The organism is Parafrankia sp. BMG5.11 (genome assembly GCF_004337455.1).
In genome coordinates this window covers 45,176-62,597 of the sequence record NZ_SJXI01000032.1, presented here as the reverse complement: position 1 = coordinate 62,597, position 17,422 = coordinate 45,176, and the positions used below count along the sequence as shown (strand labels likewise).

The window sequence follows — 17,422 nt, the reverse complement described above, 5'->3', positions numbered from 1 at the left end:
CCCGCCTGTTGTCCCCAGCGGGGAACCGGCTCAGGCTGACGAACGGATCACCAGCTCCGTCGGCAGGATCACCGACGCCGCGTCGCCGGTGGGATCGGCGATGCGCCGCAGGAGCTGGTGCACCATCTCCGCGCCGAGCCGCTCCACCGGCTGGCGGACGGTCGTCAGCGGCGGGTCCGCGTAGACCGCCGGCGCCGCGTCGTCGAAGCCGACGACGGCGACGTCGTCGGGAACCCGCCGCCCGGCGGCCCGCAGCGCGCGCAGCACGCCGAGGGCCATCAGGTCGGAGGCGGCGAACACCGCGTCGATCGTCGGGTGCTCCGCCAGCAGCCGGGCCGCCGCCGCCTGGCCGCTGGCCTCGGTGAAGTCGCCGGTCTCGACCCGGGTGGCCGAGGCCGGCAGGCCCGCGTCGCGGGCCGCCTGCGCGTAGCCGGCCAGGCGGTCGACGCCCACGCTCATGTCCACCGGCCCGGCGACGGTCGCCAGCTCGCGGCGGCCCGTCGCGACGAGATGGCGCACGGCCTGCCGGGCGCCGCCCACGTTGTCGGCGTCGACCGAGTCGACCGGGTCGCCGGTGAGCAGCCGTCCCGCCATCACCAGCGGGACCCCGGCGCCCGAGACCGACATCGGCATGATGTCGTCCCCGTGCAGGGAGATCAGGAGCACTCCGTCGACGTGGCCGTTGCCGACGTAGCGCAGCGCCCGGTCGCGCTGCCGGTCACCCTGCACCTGTAACAGGACGAGCTGGAGCTGGGTGACGCTCAGCGCCTGGTTCACCCCGCGCAGCACGCTGGCGAAGAACGGGTCGGCGAACACCGTGTCGGGCCGCTCGTGCACGATCAGCACGATCGTGTCCGTCCGCCTGGTCACCAGGCTGCGGGCGGCCTGGTTCGGCACGTAGCCGAGCTCGGCGATCGCCCTGGTGACCGCGGCGTGCGCCGCGGGGGAGACACGGAGCGACCCGTTCACCACCCGGGAGACCGTCGCCCGCGACACCCCCGCCAGCTCGGCGACGGCCTCCAGGGTCGGCGCCTGGCGGGTCCGGGCCGGTGGTTCCGGCGTCACCGCGTCCCGCTTGCCGCGCGGTGCTCCCGGATCAGCCGCGAGTACCACAGCCCGCTGGACTTCGGCGTGCGCACCAGGGACTCGAAGTCGACGTGCACGATGCCGAACCTCATCCGGTACCCCTCGGCCCACTCGAAGTTGTCCAGCAACGACCACACGAAGTATCCCCGAACGTCGACCCCGTCCTCGGACGCCTGCCGGACGGCGTCGAGGTGACCCGCCAGGTAACGCACCCGCAGCGGGTCGTGCACCGTCCCGTCCGGGGACACCTCGTCGTCGTAGGCCGCGCCGTTCTCGTGGATGTAGAACGGGACCCCCGGATAGTCCGCGCCGAGCCGGCGCAGCAGGGCCAGGAAGCTGCGCGGCCGGACCGGCCAGCCCAGCGCCGTCACGTCCTCGTTCGTGGGCACCCTCGTGACGTTCCCCGCGCCGGCGAAGGGGGTCGGTTTCGGGGACGGGTCCGGCCCGGGCGCGACGATGTGCGGCGCGTAGTAGTTCACCCCGATCCAGTCCACCGGCTGCGCGATGACGGCGAGATCACCGTCCTGGGCGGGCAGCTCGGCGCCGGCCCGGGCGAAGTCGGCGATCACGTCGGACGGGTACGTGCCGTGCAGGACGGGATCGAGCCAGAGCCGGATCTGCTGCCCGTCGACGAGCCGCACGGCGTCGCCCGCCCCGGTGTCGCCCCCCCGGGTGTCGCCCGCCCCGGCGGCGTCCGGCGGCGGTTCCGCCGGAATCAGGTTGAGGGTGATGCCGACGTCCGCCGCGCCGTGCGCCCGCAGCACGGCCGTGCCGAGACCGTGGGCCAGCAGCAGGTGGTGGACGGCCCGGACGGCGGCCCCGGCGTCCCGCACCCCGGGGGCGTGCCGCCCGGTCAGGTGTCCCTCGAAGGCCGAGCACCAGGGCTCGTTCAGGGTCGACCAGTGCCGGACCCGGTCGCCGAGTGCGCTGACGACGTGCTCGGTGTAGTCGGCGAAGCGCAGCGCCGTGTCGCGGTTCGGCCAGCCGCCGGCGTCCTGCAGCGGCTGTGGCAGATCCCAGTGGTAGAGCGTCAGCCACGGGTCGATCCCGGCGGCGAGGAGCTCGTCGACGAGCCGGTCGTAGAAGGCCAGCCCGTCGGGGTTCACGGCCCCCGACCCGGCCGGGACGATCCTCGGCCAGGCGACCGAGAACCGGTACGCGCCCAGGCCGAGGCCGGCCATGAGGGCGACGTCCTCGCGGTAGCGGTGCAGGTGGTCGGCGGCGACGTCGCCGTTCTCGCCGTTCGCGGTCATGCCGGGGGTGCGGGCGAAGACGTCCCAGATCGACGGCCCGCGGCCGCCCTCCCGGGCGCCGCCCTCGATCTGGTACGCGGAGGTGGCGGCACCCCACACGAATCCGGTGGGCAGGCCGGTCGCGATCCGGGCCGCGAGCTCGTCGGCTCCCGGCGACGCTTCGGGCGCCGGTACTCCGGTGGCCGCTGTCGTGTCCGTCGCCGGGACGGGGCTGGTAGTCAACCTTTCACCGCGCCTTCCATGATTCCGCCGATGATCTGGCGGCCGAACAGGGCGAATACGACGAGGACGGGGAGCGTGCCGAGCGCGGTGCCGGCGAGGACGAGGGTGTTGTCCCGGTAGTGGCCCGCGGCCAGCGTGCTGAGGGCGACCTGGACGGTCGGGTTCTCCGAGTTCAGGACGATCAGCGGCCACATGAAGTCGTTCCAGGCCTGCATGAACGTGAGCAGGCCGAGCACGGCCAGGCCGGGGCGCAGCGCCGGCAGCGCGACGTGCCAGTACAGCCGCAGCGTGCCGCAGCCATCCATGCGCCCGGCGTCGAGCAGCTCGTCCGGCACGGCCTGGATGACGTTCTGCCGCATGAACACGACTCCGAACGCGGTCACCGCGGTAGGCAGGATCACCGCGACGAGATGGTTCGCCCAGCCGAGCTCCTGCATCTCGAGGTAGAGCGGGATGATCCCGAGCTGCATCGGGACCATCATGGTGGCGATCACGGTGAGCAGCAGCGCGCCGTGGCCGCGGAAGGTCAGCTTCGCGAACGCGAAGCCGGCCGCCGAACAGAACAACAGCGTGCTGACGGTGATCGACCCCGCGACGATGAGGGAGTTCAGCAGGGCCTTGCCGAAGTTCACCGTGTCGAACACCCGGGCGGCGTTCTCGAAGAAGTGCCCGCCGGGCAGGAAGGGTGGCGGCAGCTGCCCGACCGCGTCGTTCGTCCGGGACGGGATCATGAACGTCCAGTACACCGGGAACGCGGAGACGAACAGGGCCAGGAGCAGGAACGGATAGCGCAGCGGGCCGGAGCGTTCGCCCGGGGTGCGGGAGAAGGCGGTCACCGGGAACCCCCTTTCAGCCGGGAGCCGCCGCGGGTGACGAGGTAGGCGAGCGCGGCGAACACCACGGTCACCAGGAACATCACCCAGGCGATGGCGGAGCCGTAGCCGAAGTTGTGCAGTCGGAAGCTCTCCTCGTAGAGCAGGAGGGCCAGGGTCTGGAACTGGTGGCTGTTGCCGCCGGAGACGCTGCCCGGCGAGGTGTCGAACAGCAGCGGCTCGGTGAAGAGCTGGATCTGGCCGATGACGGAGACCAGCGCGGTGAAGGCGATGGTCGGCCGCAGCGCGGGCAGTGTGATGTGCCAGAGCTGCCGCCAGGTTCCGGCGCCGTCCATCGCCGCGGCCTCGAAATGCTCCTTCGGGATCGCCTGCATCGCGGCCAGATAGATGAGCGCGTTGTAGCCGGTCCACCGCCAGATGACCATCGACGAGATGGCTATCTTCGACGTCCACTCGCCGGCCTGCCAGTTGACCGGGTCCAGGCCGACCTCGTCCAGTAGCCAGGTGACGAGGCCGAACTGGCGGCCGAAGATCTGGCTGAACACGATTGTCACCGCGACGATGGACGTGATGTTGGGCAGCAGCACGCCCATCCGGAACAGGGTCCGCCCGCGCAGCCTCGCGTTGAGGATGTGCGCGAGTATCAGCGCCAGCGCCAGCTGGGGAACCGACGACATCGCCATCAGCAGGAAGGTGTTGCCGACCGCGTTCCAGAAGAAGTCGTCGGAGAGCAGGTCAGCGTAGTTCCGTAGCCCGACGAACCGCTCGGCGCCGGGGTGGAGCATGTCCCGGTCGGTGAGCGAGATCCAGGCGGTGTACAGCATCGGGAAAAGGCCGAAGGCCGCGAATATCGCGAAGAACGGCGCGATGAGCCCGTAGGGAACCGCCGCGCTTGCCACCCGCCGCAGCACGGAGCGTGCGGTGTGTGGGGTGCGGTCGCCCCCCGGCGTCCGCCGCCGGGGTGGGGCGGGGTCGGCCGCGGGCGCCGGGGTTGCGATCGTCATCGCCGGATCTCCCTCCTGCCGCGCTCAGCGGGCCGCGCGTTCCGCTTCGTCGACCGATTCCCGGAACGCGGCGTCGGGGGCCTGGTCCTCCTGCTCGATGCGCTGGATTCCGTGCTCCATCGCCTGCCGCACGGCGCCGTGCTTCGCGCCCTGGTACTGCGGCGCGAGCTTGATCGCCGATTCACCGAAGATCCGGCCGGTGGGGGCGTCGTCGAAGAACGGGTTGGTGAACGACTGCACCGCGGGATCCCTGATCGCCCCGAGGCTGGAGGGGAAGTTTCCCGTCTCGGTGAAGATGCGGGTCTGCTGTGCCGGGGCGGTCAGGAACGAGACCAGCTCGTAGGCCAGGTCCTGGTGATCGCTCTGCGCCGGGATGGTCAGCCAGGAGCCGCCCCAGTTGCCGCTCCCGCCCGGGATGGCGGCGATGTTCCACTTGCCGGCCGTGTCCGGCGCGTTCTCCTTGATGTAGCCCTGCATCCAGGCCGGGCAGGTGATCGTCGCGAAGGTGCCTGCCTTCATCGCGGTCACCCATTCGTCCTCGAACGCGACCAGCCCGGCGGACTGGCCGTCTGCGATGGCCTGCGCGGTCGCGTCGAAGGCGGCTTTGACCTGCGGATTCGAACCGACGATCAAGTCGGGTGTGCCGGTGGCGTAGTAGCTCTCGTCGAGCTGGAAGACCTGCGCGTTGTAGATGTTGGTGCCGGCGTCGAAGAACTTCGGGCCGGTGTTCTTCGCGGTGAAGGTGCGCCCGGTCTTGAAGTAGTCGTCCCAGCTCGGCCAGAGCGCGCTGACCGCTGCCGGGTCGGTCGGCAGCCCGGCGGCGGCGAACAGGTCGGTGCGGTAGCACATCGCGAGCCCGCCGACGTCGGTTCCCAGGCCGATCTGGGTCTTCCCGTCGGCCGACAGCGACCCGGCCCACTTGAACTCGGGATAGTCGGCCTGCCGGTCGCCCGCTCCCAGGTCGAGCAGGTTGACGAACTGCTCCGGAGCGGCCTTCAACTGCGCCATGAAGCCTTCGTCGACCGCCTCGACGTCGGCGGCTCCGGACCCGGCCGCGAGGTGGTTGACCAGGTTGTTGTGGTGGTCGTTGTACTCGCTGACGGTCTCGACGATCTCGATGTCGGGGTGGCTCGCCTCGAACTCCCGGTACAGATCCGTGTAGCCGAAGACGCCGAACGTGTTGATGGTGAGCTTGGTCTTCCCTCCGTCGTCACCGCAGGCGCTGGTCAGTAACGCCATGGCCAGGACGGCCGTCCCGGCCATGGCCGCGTGGCGACCTCGTCGTGCCCTCATGAAGCCCTCCCTCTGGCTTCACACCCACCGCGCTGATCGCGTGTGAGCGCTCTCATGGCTTCGAAACTGTGAACGGACATGACGGGACTGTCAAGGGTTGATGACCCTCGGATAAATAGACTCCGAAGAGTGTTCGGCGGACTCCGTAAAGGAGTCGAAAAGCGTCCCGGATGAGGGTCTGGACGGCCGGCGCGGATCATGCGAACCTGGCCGGACGGCGCCATGACGCGGGCATCGGGAACTCCCTCTCCCGAATGCCCACCACGGCCGGTCGGGCGCCGCACGCACCCCCGTCCGACGCGTCCGGAATTCCGCGCCCGGAATTCCGCACGTCGGGGCGGCTGACACGTCCGGCACAGGTGCCGCAGGGAAGAGGGAGCCCCATGTCCACGATCGAGTTCCGCGACGTCACGCTCACCTACGATGTCCGGCCGATACTCGACAACCTCAGCCTCGTGATCGGGGACGGCGAGTTCCTCGTCCTCGTCGGTCCCTCCGGCAGCGGCAAGACGACGGCGCTGCGGATCGTCGCCGGCCTGCTCGCGCCCACCGCGGGCCAGGTCCTCGTCGGCGGCCGGGACGTCACCCGGGTGGCGCCGGCCGACCGTGACCTCGCGATGGTCTTCCAGAGCTACGCCCTGTACCCGCACATGACCGTGCGTCGCAACATGGAGTTCGGCCTGAAGCTCGCCGGGGTCGACCGGCGGGAACGCGACAGCAGGGTGGCCGCCGCGGCCGAGACGCTCGGCCTGACCGAGCTCCTCGACCGGCGGCCGCGGGCGCTGTCCGGCGGCCAGCGCCAGCGTGTCGCGATGGGGCGTGCGCTCGTCCGTCAGCCGCGGGCGTTCCTGATGGACGAGCCGCTGTCGAACCTGGACGCCAAGCTGCGGGTGCGGGTCCGCGCGGAGATCGCTCGCATCCAGCGCTCGCTGGGCACCACCACGCTCTACGTGACCCACGACCAGACCGAGGCGATGACGATGGCCGACCGGGTCGCCGTCCTGCACGACGGGCGGCTGCAGCAGGTCGGCACGCCCGATGACCTGTTCAACCGCCCGGCGAACGTCTTCGTCGCCGCGTTCATCGGCAGCCCGCCGGCCAACCTCGTCCCCGGCCGGCTGGTCTCAGAGGATCATGCCGTCGCGCTGCGGGTCGGCGACCAGACCCTCGTGCTGCCAGTGGACGTCGCCGCCGGGCTCACCCCGTCGGCCGGCACCGAGGTGATCGTCGGCGTGCGGCCGCATGACGTCCAGATCGAACCGCCGCCGGGACCAGCCCTGATCCTCGACGTCGACGTCGACCTTGTGGAGCGGCTCGGCACCGAGACCCTCGCCCACGGCGAGATGGTGACGGGTGCCCTCACCGGGAGCGCGGCACGGGCGGCGATCGCGCTCGCCGCCGGCGACGACGAGCTCACCGGCCGGGAACCCGGCCAGGAGGCCGGTGATGAATCCGGGCGCGCGCCCGGCGGTCGTCCGGGGACGTCCCGTTTCACCGCCGCGCTGAGCCCGCGGACCGACGTCACCGCCGCCGGGCGGCTCCGGCTGTACGCCGCGGCGGACCGGCTCCACCTGTTCGACGCCGATACGGGCGCGACGCTGCGCCCCGCGCCCGCCGCCCTCGCCGCCGCCTGAGGAGCGCCGCCCGCCCTCCTGCCGGGCCGTGGCCGGCGGGCGGTGCGGCGGGCGGGATCAGTGCTGGTGGTCCGGGACAGTCGCCTCGGGGTGGTCGCGGAGCCAGGCGATGTTGGCCCGGCTCTCGTCGTCGACCGGGGTGTAGATGACCATCCGGGTGCCGGGCAGGGCTGTGAGGTCCAGGTTCGTGGAGCGGGTCGCGATGTCCCCGACCGCCGGATAGTGGAACACCTTGTCGCAGGGCCGCGGCGGGGCCACGTCGTGCGTCGCCCACAGCCGGGCGAACTCGGCGCTCGCCGCGCACAGCCGCTGGACGAACTCCTGCCAGCCCGGGTCTCCCATGTGCTGGCTGTACCGGTACCGGAAGATCGCGACATGTTCGGGTGCCTGCTCGTCCAGGTTCACCAGCGGGTTGCAGCAGCGCGGGGTCGTGAACGCGAACCAGATCGAGTTCCGCGCGGCGGCGGGGGCGTTCACGAGGATGGGGAACAGCGCGGCATAGGCGGCGTTCCAGCTCAGCACATCGGAACGCGCGTTGACCAGGCACGCGGGCAGCGGGTCCAGGCTGTCGAGGATGGTGCGCATGTCCCGCGGCAGAGCCGGCGCCTCGTCGGTGGCGGGCTGCGGCCCGGGCGTGTCGGCCAGGCGGTAGAGGTGCTCGCGCTCGGCGGCGTCGAGCCGCAGCGTGCGCGCCACCGCGTCCAGCACCTGCGGGCTGGCGTTGATCGGACGGCCCTGCTCCAGCCAGGTGTACCAGGTGACGCCCACGCCCGCGAGCTGGGCGACCTCCTCCCGGCGCAGGCCCGGCGTGCGGCGGCGGGGCCCCGGCGGCATGCCGACCTCGTCGGGGGTGATGCGCTCCCGCCGACTGCGCAGGAACGAGGCCAGCTCCGGCCGGCGCCGCCCGTCCCGCGGGCCGGCCGTCGCCCGCGGGCCGGCCGTCGCCCGCGGGCCGGCCGTCGCCCGCGGGCCGGCCGTCGTCGAGCCCGCCGGCGCCGGGCGTACGTTGCGGACCGCCGCGGCCGGAAGGGCATGGGACTGCGTCATCGTCACGGCCACCAGCTTGTCCGCTGGGTGGCGCCGGTGCCAGGTGCTGCGAGTACCAGTATCGACAGGCTCTCGTTACCAGTATCCGGACCGCCTCATGCTGAGGCTCATGGTCGAAGCAGCACACACCTCTCGGACGCGGGCACCACATCCCGCCACTGAGCGCCCGGCGGCCGGCGGAGCCCTGCTGGCCGTCATCCTCCTCGGCCAGTTCATGGCCATCCTGGACGTCAGCATCGTCAACGTGGCGCTGCCGACGTTGCGGACGGATCTGGACGTCTCCGGCGCCGGGCTACAGCTGATCGTCGCCGGCTACGTCCTCTCCTACGCGGTTCTGCTGATCACCGGTGCGCGGCTGGGCGGCATGTTCGGGCACCGGCGCGTGTTCAACGCCGGGCTCGCCGGGTTCACCGTGGCCTCGCTGGCCTGCGGCCTGGCACCCGGGACGTCCTCACTGATCGCCTTCCGGTTCCTGCAGGGGGTCAGCGCCGCGCTGATGACCCCCCAGGTCATGAGCCTGATCCAGCGCAATTTCGCCGGTGCCGCGCGGATGCGGGCGCTCGGCTACTTCTCCGCGGTGATCGCGGGCGGTGTCGTCGTCGGCCAGGCCGCCGGCGGGCTGCTCGTCAGCGCGAACCTGTTCGACGCCGGCTGGCGGACCGTCTTCCTGGTGAACGTGCCGATCGGGGTGCTGCTGCTCGTCGTCGGCCGGCGGGTCATGCCCTCGGACGAGGGGCGCGCGGGGGTCGACCTCGACATTCCCGGCCTGCTCGTCCTCAGCGCGGCGGTGCTGCTCTTCGTGATGCCGCTGATCCTCGGTCACGAGCTGGGCTGGCCGGCCTGGACGGCCGTGTCGCTGGCGGCGAGTGTCGTCCTGTTCGTGGTCTTCGTCCTGGTGGAACGGTGGGTCGCGGCCCGCGGGCGACGTCCGCTGATCTCGGGACGGGTGCTGCGCGCGCCCGGGTTGCTGCCCGCCGCCGGCACGCTGCTGCTCGGGCCGGCGTCGTGGGCCGGGTTCCTGTTCACCACCACCCTGCACCTGCAGGGCGACCTGGGGATGAGTCCGCTGCGCTCCGGGCTGGCGTTCGTCCCGTGCGTCGTCGCGTTCGCCGCGGTCGGGCTGAGCTGGCAGCGCCTGCCGTCCAGCTGGCACGCGAACCTGATCCCGGTCGGGCTGGTGTTCGCCGCCGTCTCGTATCTGTTCCTCGGGCCGCTGGCCGGCGGCGGCGCGCGCTACGAGATCCTCACCGCGCTGATCGGCCTGGGACTCGGCGTGATGTCGATCATCATCTCGGTGACGCTCGAACACGTCCCGGTCGAGGACGCGGCCGACGCCAGCGGCCTGCTGCTGACCCTGATGCAGCTCGGCCAGGTCATCGGCATCGCCACGGTCGGCACGGTGTTCCTGACCACCGCCGCCGACGGCGGCTCGACCCGCGACGCGGAGTACAGCACCGGCTGGGCGCTCGCGGCGGTCGCGTTCGTCGCGGCGGCGAGTGCCCTCCTGCTCGCCCGGCGTCGCGGGCGGCAGCTGAGAGTGGTCGTTCCCGTCCAGGCACACGACGTCGATCCGGATCGTGCGGATCAGGTGATCGTGGCCGCTCCCACAGTGCCGACCGGCGTCTAACCCGCGGCCGTCCCCAGCCGGCCCGCGCGTGGCCCGCCCGCCCCGTGGCCGGGTGGGCCTGCCGGTCTATCCGGTGGCCCCGGCCGGCTGGTCGGCGATCCAGGCCGCGATCCGGGAGCGGGAGGTGAACCCGAGCTTGTTCAGTATCTGCTGGACGTGCGTCTCGGCCGTGCGGGGGGAGATCACCAGGGCCGCCGCGATCTCCTTGTTGCTCAGCCCCCGCGCGACCAGGTCCGCGACCTGGCGTTCCCGTTTCGTCAACCGACAGCCCGGATCCCGCCCGGCGGCGCCGGCCGGCGAGGCGGAGTACGACCCCTTCGTCGCGCGGGCGCAGGCGTCCTCGGAGGAGAGGGCGGCGCCCTGCGTCCAGGCGGCGTCGAAGGACCGCCTGCCGAGCGCCTTGCGGGACCTGGCCTCACAGCGCCGGCGGAACCTGAACAGGGCGGGCAGCGCGACGGTCGAGGTGCCCATCCGCTCCCAGAGCCGGTCCGCCGCGCCGAGCAGGACGGCGGCTGTGGCGCACTCACCGAGGCTGGTCTCGATCCAGGCCAGCGTCTCCAGGCACAGCGCGAAGCCCAGATGGTCGGGCCGGCTGGTGAGCGCCGCCGCCAGGGTGAGCAGAGCCAGGGTCTCCTGCTCGCGGTTGAGGTCACCGTCACGGCGGAACTGGGCCAGCGCCTGCTCGAGGCTGAGCCACGACTGCTGCCCGGGCCCGGTCCACTCCTGGTCGGCCCGCGCGGCGAGATCGGCGTACCAGTCACGGTGCCGGCGTCGCATCGCCTGCCACCCGCCGCTTTCCTCGAGCTTCTCCTGCCCGTACTGCCGCAGCATCTCCAACAGGAGGAAACGGCCGCGTTCCGCGCCGGGTTCGTACGTGAGAATTGACTTGTCGACCAGGGAGAAGATCAGATCCAGCAGGGGCTCGGCGAAACGCTCGTCCCCACATATCCCCTCGGCGGCGTCGAGCTCGAAACCGCCGGCGAACACCGACAGATGGGTCCACAGGAGCCGCTCCTGCGGCGTGCAGAGATCGAAGCTCCGGTCGACGCAGGTACGCAGTGTGCGCTGACGATCGGCGACGCGCCGGCCGTCATGGCGCAGGATCTCCGTGTTCTCGCTGAGACGGGCCAGGATTTCGGCGGGCGGTAGCGCCCGGGTCTTGACCGCGGCGAGCTCGATGGCGAGGGGGATCCCGTCCAGCCGGCGGCAGATCTCGCCGACCGCGGCCCGGTTGTCCTCGGTGAGCTCGAAGTCCGGGCGGACCGAGCGTGCCCGCTCGCGGAACAGTGTCGTCGCGTCGGAGGCGGCGTGCCGGCGCGCGTCGTGCCCGTCGGGTACCGGGAACGGAGAGACCATGTAGACCGTCTCACCGGCGACCCGCAGCGACTCCCGACTCGTCGCCAGGACGTGCAGATTGGGGCAGGCGCCCAGCAGGATGTCGGTCAGCTCGGCGCAGGCGTCCACCAGATGCTCGCAGTTGTCCAGTAACAGCAGAATGCGTCTCGACGCGATGTGATCGGTCAGCGTCGCCAGAAGCTGGTCGGCTCCCCTCGGCGGGCATCCGAGAGTGGCGGCGACGGTGTGCCCGAGCAGGCGTGGGTCGCGTAGTTGGGCCAGCTCGATGAACCAGGCTCCGCCCGGGTACGCCCGCCGGGCTTCGGCCGCGGTGCGTAACGCCAGCCGGGTCTTGCCCACTCCGCCGACACCCGTCACCGTGACCAGCCGAACATCGCCGAGTAGCCGTCTGAGGTCCGCGCATTCGGTCCGTCGTCCGACGAAGCTTGTTCGTTCTGCCGGCATCAGCTCGTTCAGGGACCGCAGCTCGTTCAGGGGCCGCAGCGGCGTTGGCGCGGGCATGGATCATCTTTGGCCGCCGCGGTGGGGGTCGTCAAGGCGCTACGTAGTACGGACGGTCCCCGTACCCGCCTGCGTAGTTCCGCTGAGGATTCCCGGCGGTCAGGCATCGATGCTGTTCCGGCACACCACCACGGGCACACCGGTGGGGGATTGGCAGGAGCGGGCCGCCGGTCTACCGGTTCTGCCGATCTGACGGCGCGAGCCCGCGTACGCTGAAAGGGACTACATGCTCACGCCGTTTGACGACTATCCGGTTCACCAGACCGCACTGCCTGTCGCGCACGCGGGCGGTGGCCATCCCGATCACTACGACCGGTTCTGGTTCAACGGCTACGACGGCAGATGTATTTCGCGCTCGCGTTCGGTCTCTATCCCAGTCGTGGGATTATCGACGCCGCCTTCAGCGTGGTTCACGACGGGGTGCAGCGGTCGGTGTTCGCGTCGGGGCGCATCCCGTTGGACCGGACCCGGACGAGCATCGGCCCGATCTCGGTGGAGATCGTCGAGCCGCTTCGGGTCAACCGCATCCTGGTCGACGCCGCGGAACACGGGCTGGTCGCCGACCTCACCGCCACCGCCCGTACGCCGGCTCACGAGGAGCCGCGGGCCACGCAGTATGACGGGACCGAGCTTCGCACCGACTCCACCCGGGCCACCCAGATGGTGACCTGGACCGGTCAGCTCGCATCCGGCGGCCAGGACATCCGGGTGAACGACGGGACCTACGGCACGAAGGACCGCTCCTGGGGAATTCGTGGTGTGGGTGAACGTACGCCCGCCGCACCGCGTACCGCTCTGCCGCAGGTGTTCTTCCTGTGGGCGCCGCTGAACTTCGCCGATGAGTGCCTGCACTACGTGGTGATGGAGAACGAGGCGGGGCAGCCCTGGCTGGAGCGCTCCGCCGGAGCGTCACTGCTCCTCGCCCCGGGCGAGACCGTGGAGCTGGAGCCGCTGCAGACCTTCCGGATGAAGGGCGTCGGCTACCTGCACCCCACATGGGGACACGGCCGATGGCACGACGAACTGGCCGTGGGTGGCGAGACCTTCAAGGTGGCGGAACTGGACACCATTGCTCCCGACTGTGTGCACGTTCAGCAGGTCGTACGCGCGGTCTGGGGTGACCGAATCGGACTCGGCGTGCTGGAGCAGCTCGTCATCGGATCCTACGAACCCGGTGGATTCCGCGGCATGCTCGACGGCGCGCCGGAATGATCCATCGATGCCCCAATCCACACCGTCCACGATCGCACCCCAAAGGAGACCGCAGAATGAGATTCATCCCTGACCGCTTACGCAACGGGAGACGGCGCCGAAGTCCGCTGCTGGTGGGATTCGTCGCCGCTGCCTCGTCACTTCTCCTGCTCGCCGTGGGTGCGCCCGGCGCGTCCGCGTGCCCGTGAACGTCACCGGCACCGCCTGGCAGGACCACCAGTGGGGTGACTTCACTGCTGGTCCGGGAGGCTGGGAGTGGTTCAGCATCCAGCTCGACGACAACACGCAGTACATGCTCTACTTCATCCACAATGCCAACAACCAGCTTGTTGAGACGGTCGGCACCCGGGTGAACGCCAACGGCACCACCACGAACCTCGCCCCCGGCACCATCTCCTCGACGCCGCTGGGTAGCTGGACGAGCCCACACGCAGGCATCACCTACCAACAGAAATGGTCGATCAACGTTCCTGGTGGATCGTTGACGATCACACCCCGGCTCGCCGACCAGGAGCTGTACAACCCGCTTGTTCCGCAGGGTTCGTACTGGGAGGGCACCTCGACCGTGACCGGCACCATAAACGGTGCGAACATCACCGGTAAGGCGTACGCCGAGCTGACTCCGTCCATCACGCTTCCGACCCGCGGATCTGTGTGGCAGGGAATCCTGGACGCGCTCAACCTCTGATCACACCCAGAGAGACGATGTCGCCACCGTCGCAGAAGCGGCGGTGGCGACATCCTTGATTCCGGGCCGAGACGACCGGTGCTCAGAGCCGGGTGATGGTGGCCAGCCAGGACGGGATCGCGCTCGGCCCGATGGTGATCTCGATCTCGGCCGGTTCGACGGAGTCGACCCGCCAGCCGTCGGTGAAACCGGCTCGGATCTCGTGCTGGCTGACCCGGCGTGGTCCGGTCTCCCCGGGAACCTGATCATTGAAGCAGAGCATGAAATAGCGGCCGCCGCTGGCGATCGTGGCCCCGAGGGTCGCGATGAAACGGGCGCGGTCGTCGTCGGTGAAGACGTGGAACAGGCCGCAGTCGAGCACCGTGTCGAACCTCTCGTCGAGGGCGACCAGCTCCAGCGCGTCCCAGACCAGGAACCGAGCCGAGATGCCCCGGTCGGCCGCTTTGGCATCGGCACGGGCGATGGCTGCCGCGGCGGTGTCGACGCCGGTGGCCTCCAGGCCGCGACCGGCGGCCATCAGAGCGTGTTCCCCGGTGCCGCAGCCCACGTCGAGCACCCGGCCGCGGATCAGCCCCGCCTCGGCGAGGGCCTCGAACGCAGGCTGGGGGCGGCCGATGTCCCAGGGCGGTGTCCCCTGGTAGAACGCGTCGAAGTCAGCCGGATGTCGCGGCCGCAGCGGAATGGGCACGCCGTCCGGACCGTTCGCGATGGCCATGCGCAGCGGTCCTCCTCGGTGTTCGGGAGCGGTGCTTGTGCGCCTGGGACGGCGACGATGGTCACTGTGGATAACCCATCCATCGCTCCTGGCGTCCACCCAGACTACGGCGCTTGCCCCGGGAGCACCCGCTGGCCGCAGCTGCCCAGGCGACCGCGCGCCGGTCCAGGGCCGGATTAAGATCATCGCTGTGCGCAGGGTACTGGTGGTGGGGGCGTCCGGGGCCGGGAAGTCGACACTCGCCCGAAACATGGCGGAACGCCTGAAAGTGCCACACGTCGAGCTCGACGCGCTGTACCACGGCCCGGGCTGGGTGCCCCGCCCCGCCTTCCGGACCGACGTCGACGAGATCACCGGCGCCCCCGGCTGGATCGTCGACGGCAACTACGCGGCCGTGCGCGAGCTCCTGTGGGCCCGGGCGGACACGGTCGTCTGGTTGGACCTGCCGCGCTGGCTGGTCGAATGGCAGGTCGTGACGAGGACGGCCCGCCGGATCGTGTGCCGGACCACGCTGTGGAACGGCAACCGGGAACGCTGGCGTGAGCTGCCGCGGGCCTCGCATCCGATCCGCTGGGGGTGGCGCAAGCATGGTGAGTACCGGACGCGCTACGGCGCCCGCTTCGCGGATCCGCTCAACGGCGGGAAGGAGCTGGTCCGGCTGCGCAGCCGCCGGGAGGTCCGCCGCTGGGTCGCCGCACTGCCACCGGCGCCCCTCGACCGGACTGCACGATGAGACCTGAATCCCGAAACAGACCTGGCTTCTGGGACGAAACAGACTGAGCCCCTGGGACCTTGTGGGTCCCAGGGGCTCAGTCTTCAGGAGTCAGCGACATATTTGATCACAACAGCCCCGCGGGTACACGGGCGCGGCCGCGTCGGCCCATGATCGACCGACCTACTCCCGAACCGACCGCTGGCGATCGGCGGCAGTAGTCCCCGCGCAGTAGTTCCCGCGGTCTGTACGTGAACTGTCTGCCCAAGTCAGAGGTACCGCCGGACTGTTGGGTATGCCCACCAACTATGTCAAACGCACGAATCCTCGCGCGCCCCCGCGTCCGAAAACCGCACTTCACGGACAGCAGGGTGAATACGTTCAAGTCTTGAAATGATCTCGATGGCGACGTGGGCCGGTTGCCACGCAGCTACGCGATCGGGCTTGTCGGACCCCTGCAAAAACTGAGGTTCTAGCCCCAAGACGAGCTGGCTTCTATCTACTTGTGCTAGCTGAGGGGCTGCACCTTGGCGGCCTGCGGCCCCTTCTGCCCCTGCTCGATGTCGAAGGAGACGCGCTGCCCCTCTTCGAGCGACTTGTAGCCGTCACCCACGATGGACGAGAAGTGGGCGAAGACGTCGGGCCCTCCGCCGTCCACTGAGATGAAGCCGAAGCCCTTCTCGGCGTTGAACCACTTGACAGTACCTTCTGACACGGTCGCTCCTCGCTCGCTTGCTGCGGTACACCCACGTGGTGTCCCGAATCTGCGCGGTGATCTCCAACTTCTGATCACCGGTGATGCCATCCTGAAGGTGACCGGCGGCACCCAAATAGAAGAGCAACGGATCCACCGTACACCTTGATCGCGAGTGTGTCGCCTGCGGTCGATCGTGGACAGGAAGCGGCCGGCGGGTCGTGTGCTCCGTGCGTGGCCGGATGCGACCGGGTGGGCGTCGGACCCGCGCACGCCCGGATGACAGTCACCGCGCCTGTGGGGCATACGCGTAGCATGCTGTTGTGACAGCCGATGACCTGTGGAGTACCGCGGACATCGCCCGTCGGCTGGGCATCTCGGCGGATCGTGCCCGGCGGCTGTGCGCTCGTGATGATTTTCCCGAGCCGATCCGGTCCGTGCCCTTTTTCGACCTGTGGCGGGCCGGCGACGTCGAGGCCTGGCTCCTGGAGGGCCGGACCGCGGAGTGACCGTCCCGGCACCGTTATCGCCCCCGAACACGGGCCACACGAGGGCTACACGGCACACCGCGACGTCGACACACGCCAACCCGGCTCAGATGGGTCAGAGGATCGCGTTCGGCTGAATCCGCGCAGGACGGATAAGTCGTTACCAGCTGACAGCACCAGCTGACAACACCAGATGACAACCAAGCCTTGAAGCCAAGCCTTGAAACGTGAAAAACGCGGGCCGCGTGCCCGAGGGGCAGCGGCGTCCACCTGGGAAGGCTTCAGGCGCCCGGTTCGAACGCGGAGATGTACGTGCCGGGGTGCGTGGCGCCGTCCTGCCGCAGGACGGGTCCGCGCGTCCACGGGACCGACAGCGAGTCCCGCTCGTCCGGAGGGGTCAGGACGAGGGTGACCGGAGCGAAGACAGGGTTGCCGGTGCCGTCGCCGGGGTCGGTCGGCAGGTAGGCCAGCGTCGCGTGTGCCCGCTCGCCGGGCGCCAGGACGACCCGCGTGGGATTGACGAGGGTGGACCGCACGAGGTCCCAGGTGTCTCCGGTCGCCGACCGCAGCTGCGCGCCGGGGTGTCCGTACAGGGCGCAGCCGGCCGCGGAACGGTTGGCGAAGATCACGTGAAGCTGTTGCTGGCCTGTGCCTTCCGCGGGTGCCGCGTCCAGTGACGCGGCGAGTCCCGCCGCCGTGCACCGCGCGACCGCCGGGGACGGCTCCGCGCCGTCCCGCGGATCGGCTCCGGCAGCCGCGCCGGACTCGCCCGATCCGACCGACCCGCCGGGCGAGACCGCGGCCCCGGGCGAGATCCTGGTGCCGGGTGAGATCGCGGGGGAGCCCGCCGTCGTGCCGGCCGAATCGCCGCACGACGCGGGAAGGACGGCCGCGACCAGCACGAGACCGATCGTCCACCTGCGGTGCACCACACCTGACGGCCGTCGCACGCGTCCTCCATGACGATCGAGGGCCCCGCGCCGGCACCGTCTCACGCGCGGACAGACGGCGTCGGTCCAGGGTCGCGACGCCGACATCGTGCGCCGTGCCCGGCCGG

15 protein-coding genes and 1 pseudogene are annotated in these 17,422 nt (G+C 70.5%); 6 read left to right on the top strand and 10 right to left on the bottom strand.

From position 1 onward, the window contains the following. Positions 1-30: 30 nt before the first annotated feature. The 5 genes from E0504_RS22420 to E0504_RS22400 are packed head-to-tail and all read right to left on the bottom strand — an operon-like array spanning position 31 to position 5,691. A complete protein-coding gene (locus tag E0504_RS22420) occupies positions 31-1,065 on the bottom strand; it encodes a LacI family DNA-binding transcriptional regulator (protein ID WP_071062174.1) in 1,035 nt (344 codons plus the stop codon). Further along, positions 1,062-2,561, bottom strand: coding sequence for a GH1 family beta-glucosidase (locus E0504_RS22415; RefSeq protein ID WP_131625812.1), 1,500 nt, complete (start codon positions 2,559-2,561; stop codon positions 1,062-1,064). Before E0504_RS22415 ends, E0504_RS22420 begins: the two co-directional genes overlap by 4 nt. Then, positions 2,558-3,397, bottom strand: coding sequence for a carbohydrate ABC transporter permease (locus tag E0504_RS22410; protein WP_131625811.1), 840 nt, complete (start codon positions 3,395-3,397; stop codon positions 2,558-2,560). Before E0504_RS22410 ends, E0504_RS22415 begins: the two co-directional genes overlap by 4 nt. Next, complete coding sequence (locus E0504_RS22405; protein WP_071062079.1) at positions 3,394-4,398, bottom strand: carbohydrate ABC transporter permease; 1,005 nt, start codon at positions 4,396-4,398, stop codon at positions 3,394-3,396. Before E0504_RS22405 ends, E0504_RS22410 begins: the two co-directional genes overlap by 4 nt. Before the next feature lie 24 nt (positions 4,399-4,422). Further along, the gene (locus E0504_RS22400; protein ID WP_241831425.1) at positions 4,423-5,691 is read right to left on the bottom strand and encodes an ABC transporter substrate-binding protein; all 1,269 of its coding nucleotides are present in this window, start codon (positions 5,689-5,691) and stop codon (positions 4,423-4,425) included. A gap of 383 nt (positions 5,692-6,074) precedes the next feature. Between E0504_RS22400 and E0504_RS22395 the strand changes: the two genes are divergently transcribed. Next, positions 6,075-7,325, top strand: coding sequence for an ABC transporter ATP-binding protein (locus E0504_RS22395; RefSeq protein ID WP_131625810.1), 1,251 nt, complete (start codon positions 6,075-6,077; stop codon positions 7,323-7,325). A 57-nt stretch (positions 7,326-7,382) separates the two neighbouring features. Here E0504_RS22395 and E0504_RS22390 read toward each other — a convergent pair whose 3' ends face one another. Continuing rightward, complete coding sequence (locus E0504_RS22390) at positions 7,383-8,372, bottom strand: helix-turn-helix transcriptional regulator (protein ID WP_207974583.1); 990 nt, start codon at positions 8,370-8,372, stop codon at positions 7,383-7,385. Positions 8,373-8,469: 97 nt separating this feature from the next. On the opposite strand from E0504_RS22390, the gene E0504_RS22385 reads away from it, so the two are divergent. After that, positions 8,470-9,999, top strand: coding sequence for an MFS transporter (locus E0504_RS22385; RefSeq protein ID WP_235013917.1), 1,530 nt, complete (start codon positions 8,470-8,472; stop codon positions 9,997-9,999). A gap of 66 nt (positions 10,000-10,065) precedes the next feature. Here E0504_RS22385 and E0504_RS22380 read toward each other — a convergent pair whose 3' ends face one another. Continuing rightward, a complete protein-coding gene (locus tag E0504_RS22380) occupies positions 10,066-11,856 on the bottom strand; it encodes a LuxR C-terminal-related transcriptional regulator (protein WP_112106076.1) in 1,791 nt (596 codons plus the stop codon). Between the two features lie 226 nt (positions 11,857-12,082). Between E0504_RS22380 and E0504_RS22375 the strand changes: the two are divergent. Further along, positions 12,083-13,068, top strand: a pseudogene (locus E0504_RS22375) (hypothetical protein). Between the two features lie 178 nt (positions 13,069-13,246). Then, positions 13,247-13,756 (top strand): lipocalin family protein, encoded by a 510-nt coding sequence (locus E0504_RS22370; protein ID WP_243657576.1) that lies wholly within the window; start codon positions 13,247-13,249, stop codon positions 13,754-13,756. Positions 13,757-13,838: 82 nt separating this feature from the next. Here E0504_RS22370 and E0504_RS22365 read toward each other — a convergent pair whose 3' ends face one another. Next, the gene (locus E0504_RS22365; protein ID WP_112106073.1) at positions 13,839-14,471 is read right to left on the bottom strand and encodes a bifunctional 2-polyprenyl-6-hydroxyphenol methylase/3-demethylubiquinol 3-O-methyltransferase UbiG; all 633 of its coding nucleotides are present in this window, start codon (positions 14,469-14,471) and stop codon (positions 13,839-13,841) included. Positions 14,472-14,661: 190 nt separating this feature from the next. On the opposite strand from E0504_RS22365, the gene E0504_RS22360 reads away from it, so the two are divergent. Then, positions 14,662-15,204, top strand: a complete 543-nt coding sequence (locus tag E0504_RS22360) for an AAA family ATPase (protein WP_235013916.1) — start codon at positions 14,662-14,664, stop codon at positions 15,202-15,204. Positions 15,205-15,691: 487 nt separating this feature from the next. Here E0504_RS22360 and E0504_RS22355 read toward each other — a convergent pair whose 3' ends face one another. Then, positions 15,692-15,898 (bottom strand): cold-shock protein, encoded by a 207-nt coding sequence (locus E0504_RS22355; protein ID WP_018502733.1) that lies wholly within the window; start codon positions 15,896-15,898, stop codon positions 15,692-15,694. Between the two features lie 302 nt (positions 15,899-16,200). Between E0504_RS22355 and E0504_RS22350 the strand changes: the two genes are divergently transcribed. Next, complete coding sequence (locus E0504_RS22350; protein WP_112106072.1) at positions 16,201-16,386, top strand: AlpA family transcriptional regulator; 186 nt, start codon at positions 16,201-16,203, stop codon at positions 16,384-16,386. Positions 16,387-16,646: 260 nt separating this feature from the next. Here the strand turns inward: E0504_RS22350 and E0504_RS22345 are convergent, their stop codons facing one another. Then, positions 16,647-17,315, bottom strand: a complete 669-nt coding sequence (locus E0504_RS22345; protein ID WP_131625808.1) for a DUF4232 domain-containing protein — start codon at positions 17,313-17,315, stop codon at positions 16,647-16,649. Positions 17,316-17,422 lie beyond the last annotated feature (107 nt).